Below are 25,356 nucleotides of genomic sequence, written 5' to 3'. Positions count from 1 at the left end.
CCTTAGGCTCAGAGGTGTTCCTGTGGGAGCGGGCTTGTCCCGCGAAGAGGCCGGCTCTGACAGAAGAGATTGCTACATGCGCATATGGATCGACGCCGACGCCTGCCCCAAGGCAGCCAAGGACCTGATCGTCAAATTCGCCCTCAAGCGCAAGCTTGAGGTGATCATGGTGGCCGGCCAGGCCGTGGCCAAGCCCGCCTTCGCCGTGGTGCGGTTGATCGTGGTGCCTAGCGGCATGGACGCTGCCGACGACTACCTGGTCGAGCATGCTTTGCCCGGCGAACTGGTGATCTGCAGCGACGTACCGTTGGCCGACCGGCTGATCAAGAAAGGCGTCGCAGCACTGGACCCGCGCGGGCGTGAGTTCGACGAACGCAACATGGGTGACCGGCTTGCAGTGCGCAACCTGTTCACTGAGCTACGTGAGCAGGGGCAGGTTGGCGGCGGGCAGGCGCCTTATGGCGAACGCGAGAAGCAGGCGTTCGCCAATGCGCTGGACCGTATTCTGACCCGCCTGAGCAAGGGCTGATCAGTCACCCTCGTGGGCCAGTTCCAACACGCGGTCCACCAGCTTGTAGATCCCGCCAGCCGCCTCGCTGATCGACTTGGCCACCATGTATGCCGGGGTGGTCACCAGCTTGCGCTGGGTATCTTCGACGATGTCATGCACATCGCATTCCTGGTGGGTGCCACCCATCTTGACCACTGCCGCCGCCGTATCGGCATCGTTACCGATAGTGCACAGCACGCCTGGCCCGTAGATTTTTGCCGCGAGGGCCGGCGAGATGCAGATCAGGCCGACCGGTTTGCAGGCTTCGGCAAAGGCTTCGGCCAGGGCCAGTACGTCTGGTTGCACGGTGCACTCGGTGCCTTCCACGGCAAAGTTGGACAGGTTCTTGGCCGCGCCAAAACCGCCCGGCACGATCAGCGCATCGAAGTCCTCGACCTTGGCTTCACGGATATCTTTCACGTCGCCACGCGCGATACGCGCCGATTCCACCAGCACATTGCGCGACTCCGGCATCGGCTCGCCGGTCAGGTGATTGATCACATGCATCTGCGCGATGTTCGGCGCAAAGCACTGTACCTGCGCGCCGCGCTGATCGAGGCGCAGCAGGGTGATCACGCTTTCATGGATTTCGGCACCGTCATACACGCCACAGCCGGAAAGAATCACCGCTACTTTTTTTGTCATGCTCATTACTCCAGTTTCGAGGCGCTAACTGTCCTCTAGTTTGGCAGACGTGGCTGGCTCGAAGGGGCCTGGACCCAGCACCTAGCCACGGCGTCCACCCTGCTTAGAATCCTGCCTACTTGGATCGTAACGACGGCGGCGTGTTCATTATCTGGGATCGTCTGGTGTTGGGGGCGCTGGAAGAACAGCGCGCGGCCGTACACCTGGAGTGGGCGCCCGCTGTCGAACGTGCCAGCGCTCTACGGCCGGCGCGTTCGGTTTAGCGTTGATCGCGCCCTTTGTCTGGTTCCCGCTCGTGGCTGACAGCCGTTTCAGCCTCTGGGCCTTGGCCCTGTGCCGCCGCCTTGCGCTCCGCGCGCAGCGTGCGGAAGCGGCGGCGCAACCACAGCAGGACACCCAGCAACAGCAGGGCACCGAGCACCCATAGCTCATACTTCTTAACGTTGCCCAGCATACCTTCGAGGATTGCGCCGAAGTGGTATGCGGCAGCGCCAAGGGCAAGCGCCCAGATGGCTGCGCCGATGCCGTTGAGCAGCAGATAACGGCGTGGCGGGTAACCGGACAGGCCGATGGCCACGGGCATTACCGTGCGCAGGCCGTAAACGAAGCGGAAGCTCAGCACCCAGATGTCGGGATGGCGACGAATATGCTCCAGGGCGCGGTCGCCCATGGCTTGCCAGCGGGGTTTGCGCGCAAGGATCTTGCGCCCGTGGCGGCGGCCCATGAAGTACCACAACTGGTCGCCGGCATAGCTGCCGAAGAACGCCACGATAACCACCAGGCTGATGTCCATGTACCCGCGAAACGCAAGAAATCCTGCAAGCACCAGGATGGTCTCGCCTTCGAAGAAGGTGCCTAGAAAAAGGGCAAAGTAGCCGAAATCCTGCAGGAATTGTTGAAGCATTTTCTGAGGTGCTGGCGAAATGAACGCGCAGCCTACCCCTTCGCGCGCATTCGTGAAAGTGTCCAAATGTGTCTCGACGTGAACAATTCCTACGAGGACAATGCCTGCGGCCACAAGTCGTAGGGTTGCCTGCGGGTGTAACACAGGCGTCATAATGGCCGCTTATCGTCCCGCTCAATTGATGATAGGGCGTTAACGTCCTCCAGGAACGTCCAGATGAATAATGAAGTGCTCACCCCTGTCGCGATCAAGGACGCCCAGGCCGTCCCTGAAGAGATTGTGCAGACCCCACCAGACTTGCCTGCAGCCCCGGAACCGGTGGTAGAGGCTGCCACGCCAGCCCCTGCGGCCGCGCCGGCACCGGCCATCGCCATTCCAAGCCTGGACGACAGCAGCCTGTACATTCATCGCGAGCTGTCGCAGTTGCAGTTCAACATACGCGTGCTGGAGCAGGCGCTGGATGAGTCCTATCCACTGCTCGAGCGCCTGAAGTTCCTGCTGATCTTCTCCAGCAACCTGGATGAATTCTTCGAGATCCGCGTGGCGGGCCTGAAGAAGCAGATCAATTTTGCCCGTGAACAGGCCGGCGCCGATGGCCTGCAGCCGCATCAGGCGCTGGCGCGCATCAGCGAGCTGGTGCATATCGAAGTAGAGCGCCAGTACGCGATCCTCAATGATGTGCTGCTGCCTGAGCTGGAAAAACACGCCATCCGCTTCATCCGTCGCCGCTACTGGACGCCGAAGCTCAAGACCTGGGTGCGCCGCTATTTCCGCGACGAGATCGCGCCGATCATCACCCCGATCGGCCTCGACCCGACCCACCCATTCCCGCTGCTGGTGAACAAGAGCCTGAACTTCATCGTCGAGCTCGAAGGTGTCGACGCCTTCGGCCGCGACTCGGGCCTGGCGATCATTCCCGCGCCGCGCCTGCTGCCACGGGTCATTCGCGTGCCGGAAGATGTTGGCGGCCCAGGCGACAACTACGTGTTCCTGTCGTCGATGATCCATGCCCATGCCGACGACCTGTTCCAAGGCATGAAGGTCAAGGGTTGCTATCAGTTCCGCCTGACCCGTAACGCCGACCTGGCGCTGGATTCCGAAGAGGTCGATGACCTTGCCCGCGCCTTGCGCGGCGAACTGTTCTCGCGCCGCTACGGCGATGCAGTGCGCCTGGAGGTGGCCGACACCTGCCCGAAACACCTGTCCGATTACCTGCTCAAGCAGTTCAGCCTGAGCGAGAGCGAGCTGTACCAGGTCAATGGCCCGGTCAACCTGACCCGCCTGTTCAGCATCACCGGCCTGGACAGCCACCCGGAACTGCAATACACGCCGTTCACCCCGGCGATCCCCAAGCTGCTGGTCAATGCCGACAACATCTTCAGCGTGATCGGCAAGCAGGACATCCTGCTGATGCACCCGTTCGAGTCCTTCACGCCAGTGATCGACCTGCTGCGCCAGGCCGCCAAGGACCCGCACGTGCTCGCCGTACGCCAGACGCTGTACCGTTCCGGCGCCAACTCGGAAATTGTCGATGCCCTGGTCGATGCGGCACGTAACGGCAAGGAAGTCACTGCGGTGATCGAGCTGCGGGCGCGCTTCGATGAAGAATCCAACCTGCAGATGGCCAGCCGCCTGCAGGCTGCCGGTGCGGTGGTAATTTACGGTGTGGTCGGCTTCAAGACCCACGCCAAGATGATGCTGATCCTGCGCCGTGAACAAGGTGAGATCGTGCGCTACGCGCACCTGGGCACTGGCAACTATCACGCCGGCAACGCCCGCCTGTATACCGACTACAGCCTGCTGACCTCCGACGACGCCCTGACTGAGGACGTCGGCAAACTGTTCAGCCAGCTGATCGGCATGGGCAAGACGCTGCGCATGAAAAAACTGCTGCACGCGCCGTTTACCTTGAAGAAGGGCATGCTCGACATGATTGCCCGGGAGACGCAGTTTGCCCTCGAAGGTAAACCCGCGCACATCATTGCCAAGTTCAACTCGCTGACCGACGCCAAGGTCATCAAGGCCCTCTACAAGGCCAGCCAGTCGGGCGTGAAGATCGACTTGGTGGTGCGCGGCATGTGCTGCCTGCGCCCGGGCATTCCCGGTGTGTCGCACAACATCCAGGTGCGCTCCATCATCGGCCGCTTCCTGGAGCACACGCGGGTGTTCTACTTCCTCAATGGCGGCGAAGAACAAATCTACCTGTCCAGTGCCGACTGGATGGAGCGCAACCTGGACAAGCGGGTCGAGACCTGCTTCCCGGTCGAAGGCAAGAAGCTGTTGCTGCGGGTGAAGAAGGAGCTGGAGGCGTACCTGACCGACAACACCCATGCCTGGACGCTGCAGCCTGACGGGCGCTACGTGCGCAGCAGCCCGACCGGCAACCAGAACCCGCGCAGTGCCCAGGCGACCCTGCTGGAGCGCCTGAGCAACCCGGTCCTCAACGTACGCTGAGGACGAAGCCGACCCGGGCCAGCCACTCCGCCTCGTTGGCGAAGTCGGCCTGGGTCAGCTGGTTCTGTTCCAGCCAGCCCTCGGGGAAGGCCACGTCCAGGCTGTCGTCGACGGCCTTGAGCTGCACCTTGGGCATCTGCTGGGTGCCGCGGATGTGATGGAACAGGATTGCGAAACGCAGCAGTACGCACAGACGCAACAGCTTGACCCCTTCCTCGCCCAGTTCGGCGAACTTGTCCTTGGGGATGTTGCGGCGATGACCGCGCACCAGCAGGGCCATCATCTGCTGATCTTCCCGCGAGAAACCTGAAAGGTCGGAGTGCTCGATCAGGTACGCACCGTGCTTGTGATAGTGATAGTGGGCGATATCCAGGCCGATTTCGTGGATTTTCGCCGACCATCCCAACAGGTCGCGCCAGTTTCCATCTTCAAGGTCCCAGGCGTTGGCCACTTGGTCAAAGGCGTGCAATGCCTTGCGCTCCACGCGCGCGGCTTGCCCGTGGTCGACGTGGTAACGCTCCATCAGGGAATTGAGGGTGCGTTCACGCACGTCTTCGTGGTGGTGCCGGCCCAGCAGGTCGAACAGCACGCCTTCACGCAGCGCGCCGTCGCAATGGTCCATGCGTTGCAGTTCCAGCGCGTCGAAGATCGCTTCGAGAATCGCCAGGCCAGCCGGGAAGATGGTACGGCGGTCAGGCTTGACGCCGTCGAAGTCGATCTTGTCGACCTCACCCAGCTTGAACAGCTTGCGTTTGACCCAGGCCAGGCCTTCTGCGTTGACCTCGCCATTGCCCAGGCCGCCGGCCTTGATCGCTGCGCCAATGGCGCGGATGGTGCCGGACGAGCCGATGGCTTCATCCCAGGTCAGGCGGTGCAGGGCATTCTCGATGCTCATCAGTTCCAGGCGCGCGGCGGTGTAGGCCTGGGCATAGCGGGCCGGGGTGATCTTGCCGTCGCGGAAATAGCGCTGGGTAAAGCTCACGCAGCCCATCTGCAGGCTCTCGCGCAGCAGCGGCTCGAAGCGTTGGCCGATGATGAACTCGGTGCTGCCGCCGCCGATGTCGGCTACCAGGCGTTTGCCAGGAGTGTCGGCCAGCGTATGGGACACGCCCAGGTAGATCAGGCGGGCCTCTTCACGGCCGGAAATGACCTCGACCGGGTGACCGAGGATGGCCTCGGCACGCTGGATGAAGTCGTTGCGGTTGCGCGCTTCACGCAGGGCGTTGGTGCCCACGATGCGCACGGAGCCGGCCGGCATGCCGTTGATCAGTTGGGCAAAGCGCTTGAGGCATTCCAGGCCTCGCTCCATGGCTTCTTCACTGAGCTTGCGGTCTTCGTCGATGCCGGCGGCCAGCTGAACCTTTTCACCGAGCCGCTCGAGAATGCGGATCTCAGTGTGGTGAGCCTTGGCCACGACCATGTGAAAACTGTTGGAGCCAAGGTCTATGGCGGCGATCAGAGACAGGTTCTTCGCGGAGGTATGCGGCATGATCTGAGTGTTCTCGGTCGGTAACCTGGCAATCGTGCCACGTTAGCAGGCTGTCGCCAACGCACGGCACGCCAAGGCTTGATGCAAGGCAATGTGCCATTTGATGCTATGACACTTGTATGACAGTTTCGATTCGTGGTGTCTTGCACAACTATAGTTACACTCAATCGCCCGTGGCTTCCTGTAGGGCGTGGGTGCGGCTATGATGGGCCACGTTTTTTGCTTACGACCCTGGAGATATCCATGAGCAGCGATCTGATCAAACACGTCACCGACGCCACCTTCGAGGCCGAAGTCCTGCAAGCCCAAGGCCCGGTGCTGGTCGACTACTGGGCTGAATGGTGCGGCCCATGCAAGATGATCGCTCCGGTTCTGGACGACATCGCTTCCACTTACGAGGGCAAACTGACCGTCGCCAAGCTGAACATCGACGACAACCAGGAAACCCCGGCCAAGCACGGCGTGCGTGGTATCCCGACCCTGATGCTGTTCAAGAACGGCAATGTCGAGGCCACCAAGGTTGGCGCACTGTCCAAATCGCAGTTGGCCGCGTTCCTCGACGCCCACCTGTGATGTGAAAAAGCCCCGGAAATTCCGGGGTTTTTCTTTTTCAATCCACTAGACGCCGAAAAAAGCAAGTGTTACATTCGGCCTCGCACTGCTTCTTCAGTGCCCTCTGCACGCCGTCGCCGACGCATCCCTAATTCGAATCAGTACGCGATCCTGTCGCCATCTAGCGGCGCGGCTTCATTAAGCCAGAAGCTTAATTCTCCCTTCTTACATGATTACGTCACTCCCCTTATGAACCTGACTGAACTCAAGCAAAAGCCGATTACCGATCTGCTGGAAATGGCCGAACAGATGGGCATCGAAAACATGGCCCGTTCGCGCAAGCAGGACGTGATTTTTGCCCTGTTGAAGAAACACGCGAAAAGCGGCGAAGAGATCTCGGGTGACGGCGTGCTGGAGATTCTCCAGGATGGTTTCGGTTTCCTGCGTTCGGCTGATGCGTCCTACCTGGCCGGCCCTGACGACATCTACGTCTCGCCCAGCCAGATCCGCCGCTTCAACCTGCGTACCGGCGACACCATCGTCGGCAAGATCCGCCCGCCGAAGGAAGGGGAGCGTTACTTCGCCCTGCTGAAGGTCGACACGATCAACTTCGATCGCCCGGAAAACGCGAAGAACAAGATCCTGTTCGAAAACCTGACGCCGCTGTTCCCCAACAAGCGCCTGAAGATGGAAGCCGGCAACGGCTCCACCGAAGACCTTACCGGCCGCGTCATCGACCTCTGCGCCCCGATCGGCAAGGGCCAGCGTGGCCTGATCGTCGCTCCGCCGAAAGCGGGTAAAACGATCATGCTGCAGAACATCGCGGCCAACATCACCCGCAACAACCCCGAGTGCCACCTGATCGTTCTGCTGATCGACGAACGCCCGGAAGAAGTGACCGAAATGCAGCGCACCGTGCGCGGCGAAGTGGTCGCCTCGACCTTCGACGAGCCGCCGACCCGTCACGTGCAGGTTGCCGAGATGGTGATCGAGAAGGCCAAGCGCCTGGTTGAGCACAAGAAGGATGTGGTCATCCTGCTCGACTCCATCACCCGTCTGGCGCGTGCCTACAACACCGTGATCCCGAGCTCCGGCAAGGTCCTGACCGGTGGTGTCGACGCCCATGCACTCGAGAAGCCAAAGCGCTTCTTCGGCGCTGCGCGTAACATCGAAGAAGGCGGTTCGCTGACCATCATCGCTACCGCGCTGGTCGAAACCGGTTCGAAGATGGACGAAGTCATCTACGAAGAGTTCAAGGGCACCGGCAACATGGAGCTGCCGCTGGACCGTCGCATTGCCGAGAAGCGTGTGTTCCCCGCGATCAACATCAACCGCTCCGGTACCCGCCGTGAAGAGCTGCTGACCGCCGACGACGAACTGCAACGCATGTGGATCCTGCGCAAGCTGCTGCACCCGATGGACGAGATTGCCGCCATCGAGTTCCTGGTCGACAAGCTCAAGCAGACCAAGACCAACGACGAGTTCTTCCTGTCGATGAAGCGCAAGTAAGCGGTTAGATCGGTAAGTAATGATTGGGGCTGCTTCGCAGCCCATCGCCGGCAAGCCGGCTCCCATTGGTCCTCTGCGATCCGTGTGGGAGCTGGTTTGCAAGGGATGGGGCGCGAAGCGGCCCCAAGTCATTTTTGGCCATTGAACGCCGTTCGGCGCTACACTCTGCACCCCGACCGATACGGCCAATACGAGGCTCATGCATGCAGTATCGCGATTTGCGCGACTTCATCCGCGGCCTGGAGCAGCGCGGCGAACTCAAGCGCATCCAGGTTCCGATCTCCCCTGTCCTGGAAATGACCGAGGTCTGCGACCGCACCCTGCGCGCCAAAGGCCCTGCGCTGCTGTTCGAAAAGCCCACGGGCTTCGACATACCGGTACTGGGCAACCTGTTCGGCACCCCGGAGCGGGTGGCCATGGGCATGGGCGCCGAGTCGGTCGATGAGTTGCGCGAGATCGGCAAGTTGCTGGCCTTCCTCAAGGAGCCGGAGCCGCCGAAAGGCTTGAAGGATGCCTGGTCCAAGCTACCTATCTTCAAGAAAGTCGTGTCGATGGCGCCTAAGGTGGTCAAGGATGCGGTGTGCCAGGAAGTGGTCGTCGAGGGTGATGACGTCGACCTGGGCCAGTTACCGATTCAGCACTGCTGGCCAGGCGACGTGGCACCGTTGATCACCTGGGGCCTGACTGTCACTCGCGGCCCTAACAAGGACCGCCAGAACCTCGGCATCTACCGCCAGCAGGTGATCGGTCGCAACAAGGTCATCATGCGCTGGCTGAGCCACCGTGGCGGTGCGCTGGATTATCGCGAGTGGTGCGAGAAGCACCCGGGCCAGCCGTTCCCGGTCGCCGTGGCCCTGGGCGCAGACCCGGCCACCATTTTGGGTGCCGTCACACCGGTGCCGGATACGTTGTCCGAATACGCCTTTGCCGGGTTGCTGCGCGGTAACCGTACCGAGCTGGTGAAGTGCCGTGGCAGCAACCTGCAGGTACCCGCCACCGCCGAAATCATTCTCGAAGGTGTGATCCACCCAGGCGAGATGGCGCCGGAGGGGCCCTACGGCGACCACACCGGCTACTACAACGAAGTGGACAGCTTCCCGGTGTTCACCGTCGAGCGCATCACCCACCGGCAAAAACCGATCTACCACAGCACCTACACCGGGCGGCCGCCCGATGAGCCGGCGATCCTCGGTGTGGCGCTGAACGAAGTGTTCGTGCCGATCCTGCAAAAGCAATTCCCGGAAATCGTCGATTTCTACCTGCCGCCGGAAGGCTGCTCGTACCGCATGGCGGTGGTGACCATGAAAAAGCAGTACCCAGGGCACGCCAAGCGCGTGATGCTGGGTGTGTGGTCGTTCCTGCGACAGTTCATGTACACCAAGTTCGTTATCGTCACCGACGACGATATCAACGCCCGCGACTGGAACGACGTGATCTGGGCCATCACCACGCGCATGGACCCCAAGCGTGATACGGTGATGATCGACAACACCCCGATCGACTACCTGGACTTCGCGTCGCCGGTATCGGGGCTAGGGTCGAAGATGGGCCTGGATGCCACCCACAAGTGGCCGGGCGAGACTACACGCGAATGGGGGCGGGTCATCGTCAAGGACGAGGCCGTCACCCGCCGTATCGATGAGCTGTGGGACCAGTTGGGAATAGATTGATGCAGGTAACGTTGCAGCCGTCCGGGGCGGTGCTGGCGCTCGAACCCGGGGAACGGATCCTGGATGGAGCACGGCGGCTGGGCTATGACTGCCCGAACAGCTGCCGCAATGGCAATTGCCATGTCTGCGCCGCGTTGTTGGTCGAAGGGCGCGTGCGTCAGGACGGTGAGGTTCGCGATCATGGCGAGCTGTTCACGTGCATCGCCGAGCCGCTGGAGGACTGCGTTTTGCTCTGGGATGGTGTGTTGGCCCCGGGCGAGTTGCCGGTGCGCAAACTGGCCTGCACCGTCAGCGAGTGCGTCGAAGTCGGTGGCGACGTTTGGCGGGTGCGCCTGCGCGCGCCAGCGGGCAAGCCGCCACGCTATCACGCCGGGCAGTATTTGATGATCGACCGCGACGGCGGCAAGCCGGCCGCGTTTTCGCTGGCCTCGGCCCCTCATTCCGGGCGTGATCTGGAGCTGCACGTGCTGGTGCGTGAAGAGAGTGCACAGCAGTTGCTGGCGCAATTGCAACGCAACGGCATGGCGCATATCGAAATGCCGTTCGGTGACACTCACCTGGCCGAGTTGCCTGATGGCCCGCTGGTGCTGATAGCTGCCGGCACAGGCATGGGCCAGATGCATAGCCTGGTCGAACACTGCCGTGCCCAGGGTTTCAAGCATCCGGTGCACCTGTACTGGGGGGTACGCCGCCCTGAAGACTTCTACACCATAGAGCACTGGGACGCATGGGAGCACCTGCCCAATCTGTTCCTGCACAAGGTGGTCAGCGACCTGTGCGGCTGGGAGGGCCGTTGCGGCATGCTGCACGAGGCGGTTTGCGAGGACGTGAAAGACCTCAATGCGGCGCATGTCTATGCCAGTGGTTCGCCGAACATGGTCTATGCCACGCTCGACGCCCTGGTGGAGGCCGGTATGGATCCCCACCGCATGCGCGCCGATGTGTTCGCCTACGCCCCCCGCGGTTAATAACCGAAGTTTCAGCGAGTGGGTATAAGGCGGTAATTGTTACCGCCTTGGCCAATAACTTTCACTGTGTTCGGAATAATCTCCCCCAATCGTCGGAAGTTTGCGTGAAACTTAGGCGCGAGGGGTTGAGCATTGGCCACTTTCTATCCTAAGGTTAGTGCATGCGCAGGGCCCGCGGCGGCGCAGCCCCTGCCAGCAAGCGGCTCTCGCATCATCCGTAGTTCACAGGGAATAATGGCGGCAGCTTATGTCGGCACTTGAAAGTCTATCCTGGGAAGTTGCTTATCCTCCATCACTCGACTTCGGTCAGCAACTGACACACGAGCAACTGTTCAACTCCATGCAAATGACGATGTCGCGTCATGAGGGTGGGCCCGTTTGGTTGTTTGCCTATGGTTCGTTGATCTGGCGCCCGGAGTGCAACTCTGTGGAACGCCAACGTGCCCGTGTGCATGGCTATCACCGTGGGCTTTACTTGTGGTCGCACGAGCACCGGGGCACACCGGAAACCCCAGGGCTGGTGTTTGGCCTGGACCGTGGTGGCTCCTGCAGTGGGTTCGCCTACCGCCTGGATGAGAGCAACCTCGATGACTCGCTCATGGCCCTGTGGCAGCGGGAGATGCCGTACCCGGCCTATCGACCGCATTGGCTGAGTTGCCGGTTGGGTGATGGCAGCAAAGTACAGGCGCTTGGTTTCGTGCTGGAACGGCATCTGCCGTGCTATGCAGGCAACCTGCCGGACACATTGCTGAGCCAGATCCTGGCCAGCGCCAAAGGGCGTTATGGCACCACGCGCGACTATGTCGAGCAGACCTTGAATGCGCTGCGCACGCACCAGATGCCGGATCGCAACCTGGAAGCACGGTTCAGGCGCTGCCATAACCTGCGTGAGGTCTGAGTCGGCCCTTGGCATTGCCGACCCTTTGTGGATAAAGCTGACCCCACAGGCACCCCGCCAGGAGTACCTGTGGGCGTGAACAGGCCATGCACGCAGCCCGGTTACGGTGCCTTACCTCGCCAGCACCACCAGTTTGCCCACGGCTCTGCGCTGGCCCAATTGCTCGATCGCTGTCCCCGCCTCGGCCAGTGGATACGTTTTCGACACCAGCGGCTTCAGTTTGCCCTGCGCGTGCCAGGCAAACAGCTGCCTGAAGTTAGCTGCGTTATCCTCCGGCTGACGCTGGGTGAACGCCCCCCAGAATACCCCCAGCACCGCAGCGCCCTTGAGCAGCAACAGGTTCGCCGCCACCTGCGGTATGGCCCCGCTGGCAAAGCCCACGACCAGCAGCCGGCCATTCCACGCCAGACCGCGCACGGCCTGTTCGAACAGTTCGCCGCCGACCGGGTCGTAGATCACGTTCACGCCCTGGCCGCCCGTCAGGCGCTTGATTTCGTCCTTGAGGCTGGCTTGGCTGTAGTCGATCAGCTCGTCCGCGCCCGCAGCCTTGGCCACCGCCAGCTTTTCGGCGCTGCTGGCAGCGGCGATCACTCTAGCGCCCATGGCCTTGCCAATTTCCACTGCGGCCAGGCCAACACCACCTGAGGCACCCAGTACCAGCAGCGTTTCTCCAGGCTGCAACTGGCCGCGCTGTTTGAGTGCGTGCATGGACGTGCCATAGGTCATGCCGAAGGCGGCTGCGGTGGTGAAATCCATGCTGCTGGGGATGGGCAGCACGTTGTAGTGCGGTACGGCAACCTGTTCGGCGAACGCGCCCCAGCCGGTCAGGGCCATCACCCGGTCGCCCACCTTGAACGCTCCCGCCTTTTCGCCGACAGCAGCTACTACACCGGCGGCCTCTGCACCCGGCGAAAACGGTAGCGGCGGCTGGAACTGGTATTTGCCTTCGATGATCAAGGTATCGGGGAAGTTGACCCCGGCTGCCTGGACCTCGAGCAGAATCTCATTCTTCTTCGGCACCGGGCTGGCCACCTCTTCCAGCACCAGGTCGCGTGCCGGGCCTAGGGTCTTGCACAACACAGCTTTCATCGGGGCTATTCCTTTGCGTGTAGTGGCCGATAAGTTTAGGAGGGTCGCCTGCCGGGTCAACGAGCATGGCCCACCCTGATGGGCCGGCATAAGCCTGGGCTTGGGTTTGAGCGGCGTGCTGGGTAAGCTGGCGCCAATTGTATTGAGGAGCGAATTCGTGAAAGCGTGGATCTTGATGTTGCTGGCCCTGATGCTGCCTGCGGCGGCGATGGCCGAGGAAGCCAAGGACGGGGGGCAAAAGGTCTCCTACATCAGCCTGAGCCCGCCTTTCGTTGGTAACTATGCGCTCGACGGTGGCCCGAGGCTGCGCGTATACAAGGCCGATGTGGCCCTGCGCGTGACCGGTGACGCTGCGGCAGCGGCGGTAAAGCACCACGAGCCGCTTATTCGCAACCAGCTGGTGGCGCTGTTCACCCAGCAGGGTGTGGATAACCTCAGCAACGTCGACGCCAAGGAAAAACTGCGCCAGGAAGCGCTGAAGCAGGTGCAGCAAGTGATGGAGTCGGAAGAGGGCAAGCCGATCGTCGAGGACCTGCTGTTCAACAACCTGATCGTGCAGTGATCAGGAGGCGAGGCTGCGACGAAAACGCGCCAGCGCCACGCTGAAGAACACCAGGCCGATCACGGCCAGGGCCAGGATGTCTGGCCACACCACTGCAAACCCGGCGTCGCGGAATAAAATTGCGGCGCCGAGGCTGACGAAATGCGTCGACGGCGAGGCCTGCATCACCCATTGCAGCCACTGCGGCATGCTGTCCAGCGGTGTGCTGCCGCCTGACAGCAACAGCATCGGGATGATGACCGGGATCGCCAGCAGGCCGAATTGAGGCGTCGAACGCGCCAAGGTGGCGAGGAAGATCCCCAGCGCGGTACTGGCAAACAGGTACAGTGCGGTCACAGCCAGGAACAGCCCCATGGACCCGGCCAGCGGTACACCCAGGGCGCCCTTGACCACGACGATGAGCGAAATCCAGGTGCAGATCACCACCACCAGCGCGTTGCTGGCGATTTTCGCCAGCATGATTTCCAGCGCGCTCAGCGGCAGCACCAGCAGGTGATCGAGCGTGCCATGTTCGCGTTCACGCAATAACGCGGTGCCCGTGAGCACGATCGCCAGGATCGTGATGTTGTTGACGATCTGGATCACGGCCAGAAACCAGCCGCCCTCCAGATTGGGGTTGAACAGTGCCTTGGGGTTGATCAGGACCGGGGCCTGCGCCGTGGAGCGCTGGGCATAGTCGAGCAGCTCACGTTCAACGATCCGGCCAATGTAGCCGGCCCCCATGAATGCCTGGCTCATGGCCGTGGCATCGACATTGACCTGCAACTCCGGCGAGCGCCCGGCCAGCAGGTCGCTCTGGAAATTAACCGGCACATTGATCACGAAGGTGTACTGGCCACTGTCCATTGCCTGGTCCAGGCGGTCTGGGGGCAGGGGGACCGCAGGCTGAAATTCCGGTGGCTGAAGCGACTCGGTGAGTTTGCGCGAAAGCTGGCTGTGGTCTTCATCCACCACGGCGACGCTGGCGTTGTGCACGCCGATCACCGAGCCCGCCGCAGGCATGTAGATCGCCACGCTGAAGGCGTACAGCAGAAACAGCAGCAGCACACTGTCATGACGCAGGCTGGTCAGTTCTTTCAGGCCCAGGCGCAAGGTGTGGTTCAGGCGCGACATGTCAGGCCTCCTGCTTTTTGAGCATGGCCAGGCTCAGGCCGGTGAACACAGCAAAGAAGCTCAGCAGGATCAGGCACTGCGGCCACAGCTCGCGCAGGCTCAGCGCCTTGGTGAAGGTGCCGACCGCGATGTCGAGGAAATAGCCTGCCGGGAACAGCTGGCCCATCACGGCCGCAGCGCCATCGAGCGACGAGCGTGGCACGATCAGGCCGGAAAACTGGATGGTCGGCAAGCTGGTGATGATCATGGTGCCCAGGATGGCCGCGATCTGGGTTCGCGTGAACGCCGATATCAACAGGCCCAGGCTGGTGGTTGCCAGCAGGTAGCAGACGCCTCCGCACGCCAGGGCCAGGACGCTGCCCTTGAGCGGCACGGCGAACAGCCAGCGGTTCATCGCCACCAGCAGGGCCAGGTTGACCAGGCTCACGGCCAGGTAGGGCAGCTGTTTGCCAAGCAGGAACTCCAGGCGGGTGAGGGGCGTGGCGTAGAAATTGGTAATGGAGCCGAGCTCTTTCTCGCGGACAATGCCCAGCGCGGTGAGCATGGCCGGTATGAAGGCCAGGATCAGTGCCATCACCCCTGGGCCGATGGCGTTCACGCTGACCACATCCTGGTTGTAGCGAAACCGCGTTTCCAGGCGCACTGGCGCCTGGCGCTGCACGGCCTGCTGGCTGGACGCGGCAAGCTGCTCGAGGTTCGCCTGGTGTACCGCTTCCACATAGTTACGACTGGTTTCGGCACGGAACGGCATGCCGCCATCGAGCCAGGCCGCCACCACCGGCTGGCGACCTGCGTGCAGGTCACGGCCAAAGCCGGGCGGGATCTCCAGGGCCAGTTTGATTTCCGAGCGCTGCAGGCGCTGGTGCATCTCGCGTGTATCACGGATCGGCGCCTGTTCGGCGAAATAGCGCGATCCGCGAAAGGCTTCGAGGTAGGCACGGCTCTGCGGGCTTTGATCCTGATCGTGAACGGCGAAGGCGAGGTTCTCCACATCCAGCGAAATGCCATAGCCAAAGATCACCATCATGAACACTGCACCGAGCAGGGCGAAGGCCAGGCGTACCTTGTCACGCAGCAGCTCCTTGCCTTCCCGGCTGGCCACCGCCAGCAGGCGCCGTAGGCTGAAGCCCTGACGCAACGGCGGCGTGACCGTGGTTGCGGCGGGCTGCTCCAGTACGCTGCTGTCCGGGGCTTGGGGCTCGGGCGTCTGCGCTTGTTCCAGGCAGCGGACGAAAGCGTCTTCCAGGGTTTCACCGTTGTACTGGCGCTGCAGTGCGTCAGGTGTGTCGCAGGCCAGCACTCGGCCGGCATGCATCAGCGAAATACGGTCGCAGCGCTGGGCTTCGTTCATGAAGTGGGTGGACAGGAAAATAGTCACACCCTGCTCGCGGGACAACTCCACCAGCAGCCGCCAGAAGTCGTCCCGGGCGGCCGGGTCGACGCCGGACGTCGGCTCATCGAGGATCAGCACCTCAGGGCGATGCAGCACCGCGACGGCGAGCGACAGACGCTGGCGCAGACCAAGGGGCAGGGCGCCTGATGGCTGGTCGGCGAAACTGCCCAGGTCAAAGCGTTCGATCAGTTCGGTGATTCGCTGGGCGCTTTCGGCCTTGGGCAGGTCGAACAGGCGTGCGTGCAGTGTCAGGTTCTGCAGGGTGCTGAGCTCGCCATACAGCGAGAAGCTTTGCGACATGAATCCCACCCGCTTGCGCGTGGCCAGGTCGCTGGCATCCACCGGGCGTCCGAGCAGCTTGGCGCTGCCCTCGCTGGCGGGCATCAGGCCGGTGAGCACTTTCATGGTGCTGGTCTTGCCGCAGCCGTTGGAGCCCAGGAAACCGAAAATCTCCCCCCGGCCAATGGCGAAGCTGACCTTGTTGACGGCGGTGAAATCGCCAAAGCGCAGCGTCAGGTCGTGCGCTTCGATGGCGACCGGGCTGTCATTGGCCGTGCGTGGTGGGATGCTCAATGGCGCGTGTTGGGCCGTGCCTGCGCCCTGGAAGTGGGTAAACGCGTCGTCCAGCTTGCCGCTGGGCGTAACGGCGCAAAGCGTCTGGCTGGGGCCCGCGGCAATCAGCCGGCCGCCATCGAGCATCAGGCAGTGTTCGAACTGTTCGGCCTCCTCCATGTAGGCGGTAGCTACCAGCAGCGTCAATTGCGGGCGTTGCGCGCGTACCTGCTCGACCAGCTCCCAGAAGCGCCGCCGCGACAGCGGGTCGACGCCCGTCGTAGGTTCATCGAGGATCAGCAGGTCAGGCTCGTGGATCAAGGCACAGCACAGGCCCAGTTTCTGTTTCATGCCCCCCGACAGCTTGCCGGCCAGGCGCTCGGCGAAGCGTTGCAGGTCGGTGGCATGCAGCAGGCTGGCCATGCGCTGTTCGCATTCGCTGCGGCCAAGGCCAAACAGCGTGGCGAAAAAGCGAATGTTCTCGCTGATCGACAGTTCGGGATAAAGGTTGTTGCCCAGCCCTTGCGGCATGAATGCCACTTTTGGGTACAACGCGGCGCGGTGGCGACTCTGCCGGATGGAGCCGCCCAGCACCTGCAGTTCGCCCTGTTGCAGGCGCTTCACGCCGGCGATCAACCCGAGCAGGGTCGATTTACCGGCCCCGTCCGGGCCGATCAGTGCGCAGCGTGTGCCCGCAGGCAGGCTGAACCCCAGCGTGTGCAAGGCGACCAGATCGCCATAGCGGTGGCTGATACCTTCGGCCAGCAGCGCTGGCGTGTTCATTGCAGGTTGGCCGGCCAGTCCACGTCCGCCGTGCGCACGTAGCCAGCACCCGGCATGCCCGGCTTGGCTTGGGGCACAGCGCTGGGGTCGATCAAGCGCAGTTTGACGCGAAACACCAGTTTCTGCCGCTCGTCACGGGTTTCGACCTGCTTCGGGGTGAACTGTGCCTTGGCCGCGACAAAGGCTACCTTCGCCGGCAAGGCCTGATCTGGCAGGGCGTCGAGAACGATCCGCGCCTGATCGCCTACGGTCAGGCGGCCGCTGGTGGACGCGGGGAGGTAAAGGTTCATGTACTGGTCGCTCGGGTCGATCAGCATCAGTACCCGACCACCAGCGCCCAGCACTTCACCCGGTTCGGCCAGGCGCAACTGGATGATGCCGTCGATGGGCGCACGCAGGCTGCTGTCGTCGATTTCGCTGGTGAGTTGAGCCACCTGGGCCTGAGCAGCGCCGATGGCAGCTTTGACTGCCGCCAGCTGGGCACGCGCAGCGACCACTGCCGCGTTGGCCGTGTCGAAGCGGGCCTGCTGCTGATCGAGCAACTGCTGGCTGGCATACTTGCGCTGGAAGATCTCACGCACGCGCTTGAGCTCCTGCCCGGCCAGCAGCAGCTCACTTTGGCGCAGTTGCACACTGGCCTGGGCCGCCGCGTAGTTTTCCCGGGCACGCAGCACTTCGGCTTCGGCCTGGCTGCGCTGAGCTTCCATGGTGCGGGTGTCGATACGGGCAAGGAGCTGGCCGCGGGTAACCTTGTCGCCTTCGTCGACCCGCACTTCGGCCAAGCGCCCAGGGATTTTGCTGGCAATCTGAACTTCGGTTGCCTCGAGGCGGCCGTTGCCCATGCTCAAACCTTCGGGTAACTGGTCGTGGAGCGACTTCCAGTAACCCAGGCCAGCAGCGGTCGCCAGTAGAACGATCAGCGCGGTGGCGAAGATCCTGGGGGCATATCGGTTCATCAGTCAGCGTCCCTGCTTAATGCGCACCTTCATCGTGACGTGCGGCAATCCATGGCGTATTGATATCGGTCAAACCCCCTGATCCTAGCGCACTTTCAACTTAACGCGACTATTGCCGCCCATTGCTCGGGCGTAACCGGCATCACCGACAGGCGGCTTCCCTTTTGCACCAGCGGCAGTTCGGCAAGAGCACCCTGCTGCTTGAGCAACCCCAGGCTCAGCACCTTGGGCAGGGTCCTCACATGCGCCACATCAACGGCACTCCATGGGTTCTTCTCGGCAGTGGCCTTGGGGTCGTGATAATGGCTCTCTGGGTCCAGCGCGGTCGGGTCCGGGTAGGCCGCTGCAGTGATTCTGGCGATGCCGGCAACGCCCGGCTCTGGGCAGCTGGAGTGATAGAAGAAAAACTCGTCGCCAACGCTCATGGCTCGCAGGAAGTTGCGCGCCTGGTAATTGCGCACGCCGTCCCAGCGTGCTTCACCCAGGCGCCCAAGGGCTTCGATGGAGAGCTCGTCGGGCTCGGATTTCATCAGCCAATAGGCCATGGAGGGTGCTCCTGAAAAGGTTTGAAATAACCTGTTGCACGAAACCGACAGCCGGTTGGCGTCAAGGTTTGCGTGTCGACTCAGGTTGTCGGAAAATGCGCCGATTTTAAAGCTAGACGCTCCGGCGGCACCAAGAAGGTCGCCGAGCCTGAACAGTTTGCTTAGGGGGCATGCTTCGATGAATCAACGCAAACCGGATCTGCTCTGGATCCTGGTCTTCATTTTTGGCCTGGGTGTGGTCACCACCGGCTATGCCCAGGGTATTTGGGAGCGCAAGCTGGACACCGCCTATCAGGCCCCGGTGGACGCCGGCCAACCGCAACGCTGACCCTTCTGCTGACGCCGCTCAACTCGGCGCCCGATACCAGTCACGGTCCGAGACCGTGCCCTGCAGCGGTACATCCCAACTGGCCTGCGCCAGCCGCTCGACCTTCTGGCATTCATGCGCCAGCCCCAGCAGCAGTGGTTTTTTCCATGTCTTGCGGCGAGCCTGATAAGCCAGGCTGCGATCGTAGAAACCACCCCCCATGCCCAGCCGCCCCCCGGCTTCATCGAACCCCACCAGTGGCAGCAGGATCAGGTCCAGCGACCAGATTGGCCGTTGGCGCCTGCGGTCGGTCAGGGGCTCTGGAATGCGGAAGCGGTTGCGCTTGAGCTTTTCACCCGGTTCAAAGCGCTGGAACACCATGCGCGTGCGCGGCCAGGCATGCAGGACCGGCAGGTAGGTACGTTTCCCCCGGCGCTGGGCCTCGCGCAGCAGCAGGCGCGGGTCGATTTCACCGTCATTGGGCAGGTACAGGGCAATGTGCCGGGCGCGGCGGAACAGCGGGTTTTGCGCCAGCTGTCGATACAGGCCAAGCGAGGCCTGCCGCTGTTGGGCGGGGCTCAGGGCACGGCGGGCTTTGCGAAGCAGGCGACGAAGCTGGGGGCGGGTGAGCGGCGCAGATTCGGGCTTGGCGTCGGTCATGGCACTGGCTGTCCCAGGTGTCGAATTGCCCACCGCGCAGGGTGGGCAAGAAAAATCAGGCTCCCCGATAAGACCGCTATCGGTGTAGCCCTTGAACCCGAAAGTTCAAGGTGGAGATTGCAGGGGGCGTTAAGGCTTTCCGTCGAGCGGACATGCACACCGGCCCCAGCGTGCAACCCCCGTGGTTGTGCGTATCGGCTCAGGGACATAACCGACTGGCGCATCCCCCAGGGAGTGGCGCCAGTATACCAATCTCAGCTGATTTTGGTATCCGCATCGTCGGACAACGCCTTATCGACCCGATCGAGCAGGTCACGGACCTGTTCGCGGTTGGTGCTGCCGGCAGGTGCGTCAGTACGATCTTCCTGGCGATGGAGCATTTCGTGGGTGATGTTCAAAGCAGCCATGACCGCGATGCGGTCGGCGCCGATCACCTTGCCGCTGCTGCGGATCTCGCGCATCTTGCTGTCCAGGTAGCGTGCGGCGCTGACCAGGTTGTTGCGCTCTTCCGGCGGGCAGATGATCGAGTATTCCTTGTCGAGGATCTGCACGGTGACGCTATTGCTTGAACTCATGAGTCTTGCTCCAGGGCCTTGAGGCGTAAAATCATCGACTCGACCTTGCGCCTTGCGATCTCGTTTTTTTCGATGAGGTGGGCGCGCTCCTCGCGCCAGGATTTTTCCTGAGCTACTAGGAGTGCATTTTGCCGTTTTAGTTGCTCGACGCGTTCGATCAGCAACTCGAATCGGCTCATCAGCGCTTGCAGGTCGTTCTCTTGCGTGGGTTGCACTCGCTTCGCTCCATCAATGTTTCACCCGGCGATGATGCCTCTCCCTGTACGGCGTCGGCCAGTGCCGATGGTCTTGGCGCGCCTGCCGGTGCTAGGATACAAGGTCTTCATTCTAGTCAAATGCGCCGTCTGGCGCCTAGCCGCCCATGCCTAATACCCAATCGCCTTACACCGCTTTCGCCGCGCTGCTCTCGAGCAACGGCCACCCAGTATCCCCTGCCGAGCTGCACGGCCTGCTCATCGGCCGCAGCTGCGCCGGTGTCGGCTTCGATGCCGATGCATGGCTGGCCGACGCCGCCGGGGTGCTGGAAAACGAGCCGCAAGACTCTGTGCGTGCCGCACTGCTCGGCTTGCAGGAGATGGTCAAGGCCGAGCTGACCGGCGAAGACATCGCCATTGTCCTGCTGCTGCCAGGGGACGAGACGCCACTCACCGAGCGTGCCACAGCGCTGGGCCAGTGGTGCCAGGGCTTCATCACGGGCTTTGGCCTGAATGCCGGTGGCAAGGACTTGTCCACCGATGCCAAAGAGGTGCTCCAGGACCTGGTGGCCATTTCGCAGGTCCAGGAAGCACTGGAAGAGTCCGAAGACGGCGAAAGCGACTACATGGAAGTCATGGAGTACCTGCGGGTCGCTCCGTTGCTGCTGTACACGGAACTGGCAGCGCCAGTCGCGCCTGCACCAAAACCATCGTTGCATTGATCAACCGGGGGTCGTTCTGCCCATGAGCCACATACCCAAGGCCGAGTATGCCCGCCGGCGCAAGGCGCTGATGGCGCAGATGGTCCCCAACAGCATTGCCATTCTGCCGGCTGCCGCGGTCGCCATCCGCAATCGCGACGTCGAGCACGTATACCGCCAGGACAGCGACTTTCAGTACCTCAGTGGCTTCCCTGAGCCAGAAGCGGTCATTGCACTTATCCCTGGCCGCGAGCATGGCGAATACGTGCTGTTTTGCCGAGAGCGCAACCCAGAGCGGGAGCTGTGGGACGGCCTGCGGGCCGGGCAGGAAGGGGCAATCCGCGACTTTGGTGCCGACGATGCCTTCCCGATCACCGACATCGACGAGATCCTGCCTGGCCTGATCGAAGGCCGCGAGCGGGTCTACAGCGCCATGGGCAGCAACGCCGAATTCGACCGTCGACTGATGGACTGGATCAACGTCATTCGCTCCAAGGCGCGCCTCGGTGCCCAGCCGCCGAACGAGTTCGTTGCGCTGGATCACCTGCTGCACGACATGCGTCTGTATAAATCGGCGGCAGAAGTGAAAGTGATGCGTGCGGCGGCAACCCTATCCGCACGGGCCCATGTGCGGGCGATGCAGGCTTGCCGGGCCGGGCTGCACGAATACAGCCTGGAAGCGGAGCTGGACTACGAATTTCGCAAGGGCGGCGCGAAGATGCCGGCCTACGGGTCTATCGTCGCGGCTGGTCGCAACGGCTGCATCCTGCACTATCAGGAGAACGATGCCCTGCTCAAGGATGGTGATCTGGTGCTGATCGACGCGGGCTGCGAGATCGACTGCTATGCCAGCGACATCACTCGCACCTTCCCGGTCAGCGGGCGTTTTTCGCCAGAGCAGAAGGCCATCTACGAGCTGGTGCTCAAGGCCCAGGAAGCCGCTTTTGCCGAGATCGCCCCTGGCAAGCACTGGAACCACGCCCACGAGGCGACTGTGCGGGTCATCACCGAAGGGCTGGTGGAGCTGGGGCTGCTCAAGGGCCAGGTGCAGGCGCTGATCGACAACGAGGCGTATCGCGCCTTCTACATGCACCGCGCCGGGCACTGGCTGGGCATGGATGTGCACGACGTGGGCGAGTACAAGGTCGGTGGTCAGTGGCGTGTGCTGGAGCCCGGCATGGCGTTGACTGTCGAGCCTGGCATCTACATTGCCGCCGACAACCAGCAGGTTGCAAAGAAATGGCGCGGCATCGGCATAAGGATCGAGGACGACGTGGTGGTCACCCGGCAAGGTTGTGAAATTCTGACATCAGGCGTGCCCAAGACGGTCGCCGAGATCGAGGCCTTGATGCAGGCTGCGCGCAAGGACGCGGCATGAGCCGGGTCAACCTGGCAATCATCGGCGGCGGCCTGGTTGGCGCGAGCCTGGCCCTGGCCCTGCAGGCAGGCGCCAAGGCGCGAGGTTGGAAGATCCTGTTGATCGAGCCATTTGCCCCGGGTGACAGCTTCCAGCCCAGCTACGACGCCCGGTCCTCGGCGCTGTCGTTCGGTACCCGGCAGATCTATCAGCACCTTGGCCTGTGGCAGGCTATCAGCCCGCGTGCCGAGCCCATCAGCCAGATCCAGGTATCCGATCGCGGGCGTTTTGGTGCTACCCGCCTGGACGCCACACAGGAAGGTGTGCCCGCACTGGGTTACGTTGTCGAGAACGCCTGGCTGGGCCAGTGCCTATGGCAAGGGCTGGACCGCGACGTGGTGAGCTGGCGCTGCCCGGCCGAAGTCAAGGCAATGCAGGCGATTGCCGGCGGCTACCGTTTGCAGCTTGACGATGACACCAGCCTGGAGTGCGACCTGGCGGTGCTGGCCGACGGTGGCCGTTCCGGGTTGCGTGAGCAGTTGGGCATCCATGTGCGCCGCACCCCGTATGACCAAAGCGCGCTGATTGCCAATATCACCCCTGGCGAAGCCCATCGTGGGCAAGCCTTCGAGCGTTTTACCGAGCAAGGCCCCATGGCCCTGCTGCCGTTGCCCGAGAACCGGTGCGCGCTGGTCTGGACCCGGCAGGGCATGGACGCCAGGCGCTTGGCCGATATCGACGAGCGCAGCTTCCTGCGTGAGCTGCAAGGCGCATTCGGCTACCGCCTCGGCGCGCTGCGTCAGGTGGGCGCACGGCATCTGTACCCGCTGGCGTTGGTCGAAGCCCAGGAGCAGGTGCGCCCGTATCTGGTCGTGCTGGGCAATGCCGCGCACAGCCTGCACCCGATTGCAGGTCAGGGGTTCAACCTGTCACTGCGTGATGTGCAGTCGCTGGCCGACGCGCTGCTGGCAGGCCCACAGCAGCCAGGCGACCTGGCGACCCTGCAGGCCTACCATCACCGCCAACGGCTCGACCAGGCCCTGACCATCGGCTTTTCCGACCAGGTCACCCGCCTGTTCGGCAGCAACCAGCCGCTGCTGGCGGCCGGACGCAACATTGGCCTGCTCGGGCTCGACCTGTTGCCACCGGCAAAAAGCTGGTTCGCCCGCCAGGCCATGGGCCTGGGTACCCGGCCTGATCCGCGAGGCCAGGCATGAGCAACCCTCGCAAGCTGGCGCGCCGGGCGCGCATGTTGCGCTGGCTGCTGAATTTCTACCCGCCGTACCTCGGTGCCGGTATTCGCATCCAGCACATCAGCCCCGACATGCGCAGCGTCAAGGTGTGCATGAAGCTCACCCGCTGGAACCGCAACTACGTCGGCACCCAGTTCGGAGGCAGCCTGTATTCGATGGTCGACCCGTTCTACATGCTGCTGCTGATCGAGCAGTTGGGCCGGGAGTACATCGTCTGGGACAAGGCTGCCAGCATCGACTTCATCGCCCCTGGCAAAGGGCCGGTGTATGCCGAGTTTCACGTCGATGACGCACTGCTGAACGAAATTCGCCAGCAGACCGCCACCGGCAAGAAGTACCTGCCACGATTGCAGGTCGATATCCGCGATGGCGCCGGTGAACTGGTGGCGCGGGTCGATAAAACCCTATACGTGCGGCTCAAGCCGCAAGCGAGGCAGGCGTAAGGCATGGACATGCGCGCAGATGTGTTGATTGTCGGTGCCGGTATGGTCGGTAGCGCTCTGGCCCTGGCATTGCGCCACAGTGGCCTGAACATTCTCCTGCTCGATGGTGGCCCGCTGTCGGTCAAACCGTTTGATGGCGATGCGCCGTTCGAGCCACGGGTCAGTGCCCTTTCAGCTGCCAGTCAACGCATTCTCGAGCGTTTGGGCGCGTGGGAGGGCATCGAGAAGCGGCGCGTTTCGCCGTACTCGGACATGCAGGTATGGGACGGCAGCGGCACGGGGCAGATCCATTTCTCGGCAGCCAGCGTGCATGCCCAGGCGCTGGGCCACATTGTCGAAAACCGGGTGGTGCAGGACGGGTTGCTGGAGCGTCTGCACGACAGTGATATCGGCCTGTTACCCAATGCCCGCCTGGAACAGCTGCGTCGCTCGGGTGACGAGTGGCTGCTGACCCTGGCCGATGGTCGTCGCCTGCGCGCGCCGTTGGTGGTGGCTGCCGACGGTGCCAATTCGGCGGTGCGACGCCTGGCGGGCTGCCAGACGCGTGAGTGGGATTACCTGCATCACGCCATCGTTACCAGCGTACGGTGCAGCGCGGCGCACCAGGCCACGGCCTGGCAACGGTTCACCGACGAAGGCCCGCTGGCGTTCCTGCCATTGTCGCGTGACGGCAAGCAGGACTGGTGCTCGATCGTCTGGTCGACCACCCCCGAGCACGCCGAACAGCTCATGGCATCGGATGACGCAGCCTTCCTCAAAGCGCTGGAACGCGCATTCGAAGGGCGTCTGGGCGCCGTGCTGGAGGCCGACCCGCGCGTCTGTGTGCCGTTGCGTCAGCGCCATGCAAAACGTTACGTGGACGAAGGCCTGGCGTTGATTGGTGACGCGGCGCACACCATTCACCCGCTGGCAGGGCAGGGCGTCAACCTGGGCTTTCTCGATGCCGCCGTACTGGCCGAGGTGCTGGTCAATGCCTGCGAGCGCGGCGAGCGGCTGGCGGATGAAAAGGTACTGAGCCGCTACGAACGTCGGCGCATGCCGCACAACCTGGCGTTGATGGCGGCGATGGAAGGCTTTGAGCGGCTGTTCCAGGCCAACCCGCTGCCGTTGCGCTGGTTGCGTAACAGCGGCTTGAAAATCGTGGAAAAGATGCCGGAAGCCAAGGCCTTGTTCGTGCGCCAGGCACTGGGCCTGACAGGCGATCTGCCAGAACTGGCCAAGCCTTGAGGGGGCT

25 protein-coding genes and 1 other RNA gene are annotated in these 25,356 nt (G+C 62.7%); 14 read left to right on the top strand and 12 right to left on the bottom strand.

Annotation, left to right across the window (positions count from 1 at the left end; genetic code table 11):
• The first annotated feature begins 76 nt into the window (after window positions 1-76).
• Entirely contained in the window at window positions 77-529 is a 453-nt protein-coding gene (locus L6D80_RS17205; protein ID WP_054902451.1) for a YaiI/YqxD family protein, read from the top strand.
• Here the strand turns inward: L6D80_RS17205 and elbB are convergent, their stop codons facing one another.
• Window positions 530-1,195: an isoprenoid biosynthesis glyoxalase ElbB gene (elbB, locus tag L6D80_RS17200; RefSeq protein WP_054902452.1), complete on the bottom strand. Its 666-nt coding sequence runs from the start codon at window positions 1,193-1,195 to the stop codon at window positions 530-532.
• Window positions 1,196-1,454: 259 nt separating this feature from the next.
• Window positions 1,455-2,099 carry a DedA family protein gene (locus tag L6D80_RS17195; protein WP_054902501.1) on the bottom strand — a complete coding sequence of 215 codons (645 nt, stop codon included), beginning with the start codon at window positions 2,097-2,099 and terminating at the stop codon, window positions 1,455-1,457.
• Window positions 2,100-2,315: 216 nt separating this feature from the next.
• Here L6D80_RS17195 and ppk1 point away from each other — a divergent pair, with 216 nt between their 5' ends.
• Window positions 2,316-4,553 carry a polyphosphate kinase 1 gene (gene ppk1, locus L6D80_RS17190; protein ID WP_176513806.1) on the top strand — a complete coding sequence of 746 codons (2,238 nt, stop codon included), beginning with the start codon at window positions 2,316-2,318 and terminating at the stop codon, window positions 4,551-4,553.
• Here the strand turns inward: ppk1 and ppx are convergent.
• Entirely contained in the window at window positions 4,540-6,042 is a 1,503-nt protein-coding gene (gene ppx, locus L6D80_RS17185; protein ID WP_054902454.1) for an exopolyphosphatase, read from the bottom strand. The genes ppk1 and ppx overlap by 14 nt on opposite strands.
• A gap of 243 nt (window positions 6,043-6,285) precedes the next feature.
• Between ppx and trxA the strand changes: the two genes are divergently transcribed.
• From trxA to L6D80_RS17160, 5 genes are all read left to right on the top strand, one after another.
• On the top strand, window positions 6,286-6,615 hold the full coding sequence (gene trxA / locus L6D80_RS17180) for a thioredoxin TrxA (RefSeq protein WP_009684153.1): 330 nt from the start codon (window positions 6,286-6,288) through the stop codon (window positions 6,613-6,615).
• Between the two features lie 228 nt (window positions 6,616-6,843).
• Entirely contained in the window at window positions 6,844-8,103 is a 1,260-nt protein-coding gene (gene rho, locus L6D80_RS17175; protein WP_003253661.1) for a transcription termination factor Rho, read from the top strand.
• 203 nt (window positions 8,104-8,306) lie between these two features.
• Complete coding sequence (gene ubiD / locus L6D80_RS17170; RefSeq protein WP_054902455.1) at window positions 8,307-9,773, top strand: 4-hydroxy-3-polyprenylbenzoate decarboxylase; 1,467 nt, start codon at window positions 8,307-8,309, stop codon at window positions 9,771-9,773.
• Complete coding sequence (locus tag L6D80_RS17165; protein WP_054902456.1) at window positions 9,773-10,741, top strand: CDP-6-deoxy-delta-3,4-glucoseen reductase; 969 nt, start codon at window positions 9,773-9,775, stop codon at window positions 10,739-10,741. The genes ubiD and L6D80_RS17165 overlap by 1 nt, the downstream gene beginning before the upstream one ends.
• A 247-nt stretch (window positions 10,742-10,988) precedes the next feature.
• Entirely contained in the window at window positions 10,989-11,639 is a 651-nt protein-coding gene (locus tag L6D80_RS17160) for a gamma-glutamylcyclotransferase (RefSeq protein WP_054902457.1), read from the top strand.
• A gap of 111 nt (window positions 11,640-11,750) precedes the next feature.
• On the opposite strand, the gene L6D80_RS17155 is transcribed toward L6D80_RS17160, so the two are convergent.
• Window positions 11,751-12,728: an NADPH:quinone oxidoreductase family protein gene (locus L6D80_RS17155; protein WP_176513808.1), complete on the bottom strand. Its 978-nt coding sequence runs from the start codon at window positions 12,726-12,728 to the stop codon at window positions 11,751-11,753.
• A gap of 157 nt (window positions 12,729-12,885) precedes the next feature.
• Between L6D80_RS17155 and L6D80_RS17150 the strand changes: the two genes are divergently transcribed.
• Window positions 12,886-13,290: a flagellar basal body-associated protein FliL gene (locus L6D80_RS17150; protein WP_054902459.1), complete on the top strand. Its 405-nt coding sequence runs from the start codon at window positions 12,886-12,888 to the stop codon at window positions 13,288-13,290.
• Here L6D80_RS17150 and L6D80_RS17145 read toward each other — a convergent pair whose 3' ends face one another.
• From L6D80_RS17145 to L6D80_RS17130, 4 genes are all read right to left on the bottom strand, one after another.
• Window positions 13,291-14,403: an ABC transporter permease gene (locus L6D80_RS17145; RefSeq protein ID WP_176513810.1), complete on the bottom strand. Its 1,113-nt coding sequence runs from the start codon at window positions 14,401-14,403 to the stop codon at window positions 13,291-13,293.
• Between the two features lies 1 nt (window position 14,404).
• The gene (gene rbbA / locus L6D80_RS17140) at window positions 14,405-17,131 is read right to left on the bottom strand and encodes a ribosome-associated ATPase/putative transporter RbbA (RefSeq protein WP_176513813.1); all 2,727 of its coding nucleotides are present in this window, start codon (window positions 17,129-17,131) and stop codon (window positions 14,405-14,407) included.
• Window positions 17,128-18,087 carry an HlyD family secretion protein gene (locus L6D80_RS17135; RefSeq protein ID WP_176513815.1) on the bottom strand — a complete coding sequence of 320 codons (960 nt, stop codon included), beginning with the start codon at window positions 18,085-18,087 and terminating at the stop codon, window positions 17,128-17,130. Before L6D80_RS17135 ends, rbbA begins: the two co-directional genes overlap by 4 nt.
• Before the next feature lie 95 nt (window positions 18,088-18,182).
• A complete protein-coding gene (locus L6D80_RS17130) occupies window positions 18,183-18,632 on the bottom strand; it encodes an EVE domain-containing protein (RefSeq protein WP_054902463.1) in 450 nt (149 codons plus the stop codon).
• A gap of 178 nt (window positions 18,633-18,810) precedes the next feature.
• Between L6D80_RS17130 and L6D80_RS17125 the strand changes: the two genes are divergently transcribed.
• Window positions 18,811-18,960, top strand: a complete 150-nt coding sequence (locus L6D80_RS17125; RefSeq protein ID WP_176513816.1) for a hypothetical protein — start codon at window positions 18,811-18,813, stop codon at window positions 18,958-18,960.
• Window positions 18,961-18,978: 18 nt separating this feature from the next.
• On the opposite strand, the gene L6D80_RS17120 is transcribed toward L6D80_RS17125, so the two are convergent.
• From L6D80_RS17120 to L6D80_RS17105, 4 genes are all read right to left on the bottom strand, one after another.
• Window positions 18,979-19,599, bottom strand: coding sequence for a 5-formyltetrahydrofolate cyclo-ligase (locus tag L6D80_RS17120; RefSeq protein WP_176513818.1), 621 nt, complete (start codon window positions 19,597-19,599; stop codon window positions 18,979-18,981).
• 57 nt (window positions 19,600-19,656) lie between these two features.
• Window positions 19,657-19,836: non-coding RNA, 6S RNA (ssrS, locus tag L6D80_RS17115), on the bottom strand.
• Between the two features lie 17 nt (window positions 19,837-19,853).
• Window positions 19,854-20,174: a cell division protein ZapA gene (locus tag L6D80_RS17110; RefSeq protein ID WP_054902465.1), complete on the bottom strand. Its 321-nt coding sequence runs from the start codon at window positions 20,172-20,174 to the stop codon at window positions 19,854-19,856.
• Window positions 20,171-20,353 carry a TIGR02449 family protein gene (locus L6D80_RS17105; RefSeq protein ID WP_033693939.1) on the bottom strand — a complete coding sequence of 61 codons (183 nt, stop codon included), beginning with the start codon at window positions 20,351-20,353 and terminating at the stop codon, window positions 20,171-20,173. The genes L6D80_RS17110 and L6D80_RS17105 overlap by 4 nt, the downstream gene beginning before the upstream one ends.
• 182 nt (window positions 20,354-20,535) lie before the next feature.
• Here L6D80_RS17105 and L6D80_RS17100 point away from each other — a divergent pair, with 182 nt between their 5' ends.
• Genes L6D80_RS17100 through L6D80_RS17080 form a run of 5 tightly spaced genes read left to right on the top strand, consistent with a single transcriptional unit; the run spans window position 20,536 to window position 25,349 of the window.
• A complete protein-coding gene (locus tag L6D80_RS17100; protein ID WP_054902466.1) occupies window positions 20,536-21,090 on the top strand; it encodes a YecA/YgfB family protein in 555 nt (184 codons plus the stop codon).
• A 22-nt stretch (window positions 21,091-21,112) separates the two neighbouring features.
• Window positions 21,113-22,447, top strand: a complete 1,335-nt coding sequence (pepP, locus tag L6D80_RS17095) for a Xaa-Pro aminopeptidase (protein ID WP_054902467.1) — start codon at window positions 21,113-21,115, stop codon at window positions 22,445-22,447.
• Window positions 22,444-23,643 (top strand): 2-octaprenyl-6-methoxyphenyl hydroxylase, encoded by a 1,200-nt coding sequence (ubiH, locus tag L6D80_RS17090; protein WP_176513819.1) that lies wholly within the window; start codon window positions 22,444-22,446, stop codon window positions 23,641-23,643. Before pepP ends, ubiH begins: the two co-directional genes overlap by 4 nt.
• The gene (locus L6D80_RS17085; protein WP_054902469.1) at window positions 23,640-24,122 is read left to right on the top strand and encodes a DUF4442 domain-containing protein; all 483 of its coding nucleotides are present in this window, start codon (window positions 23,640-23,642) and stop codon (window positions 24,120-24,122) included. The genes ubiH and L6D80_RS17085 overlap by 4 nt, the downstream gene beginning before the upstream one ends.
• A 9-nt stretch (window positions 24,123-24,131) precedes the next feature.
• Window positions 24,132-25,349, top strand: a complete 1,218-nt coding sequence (locus tag L6D80_RS17080) for a 2-octaprenyl-3-methyl-6-methoxy-1,4-benzoquinol hydroxylase (protein WP_176513847.1) — start codon at window positions 24,132-24,134, stop codon at window positions 25,347-25,349.
• Window positions 25,350-25,356 lie beyond the last annotated feature (7 nt).

It is taken from the genome of Pseudomonas ceruminis (assembly GCF_021602025.1).
Lineage (GTDB): Bacteria > Pseudomonadota > Gammaproteobacteria > Pseudomonadales > Pseudomonadaceae > Aquipseudomonas > Aquipseudomonas ceruminis.
The sequence above is the reverse complement of the archived record's forward strand: the minus strand, read 5'-3'. Positions and strand labels throughout refer to the sequence as shown.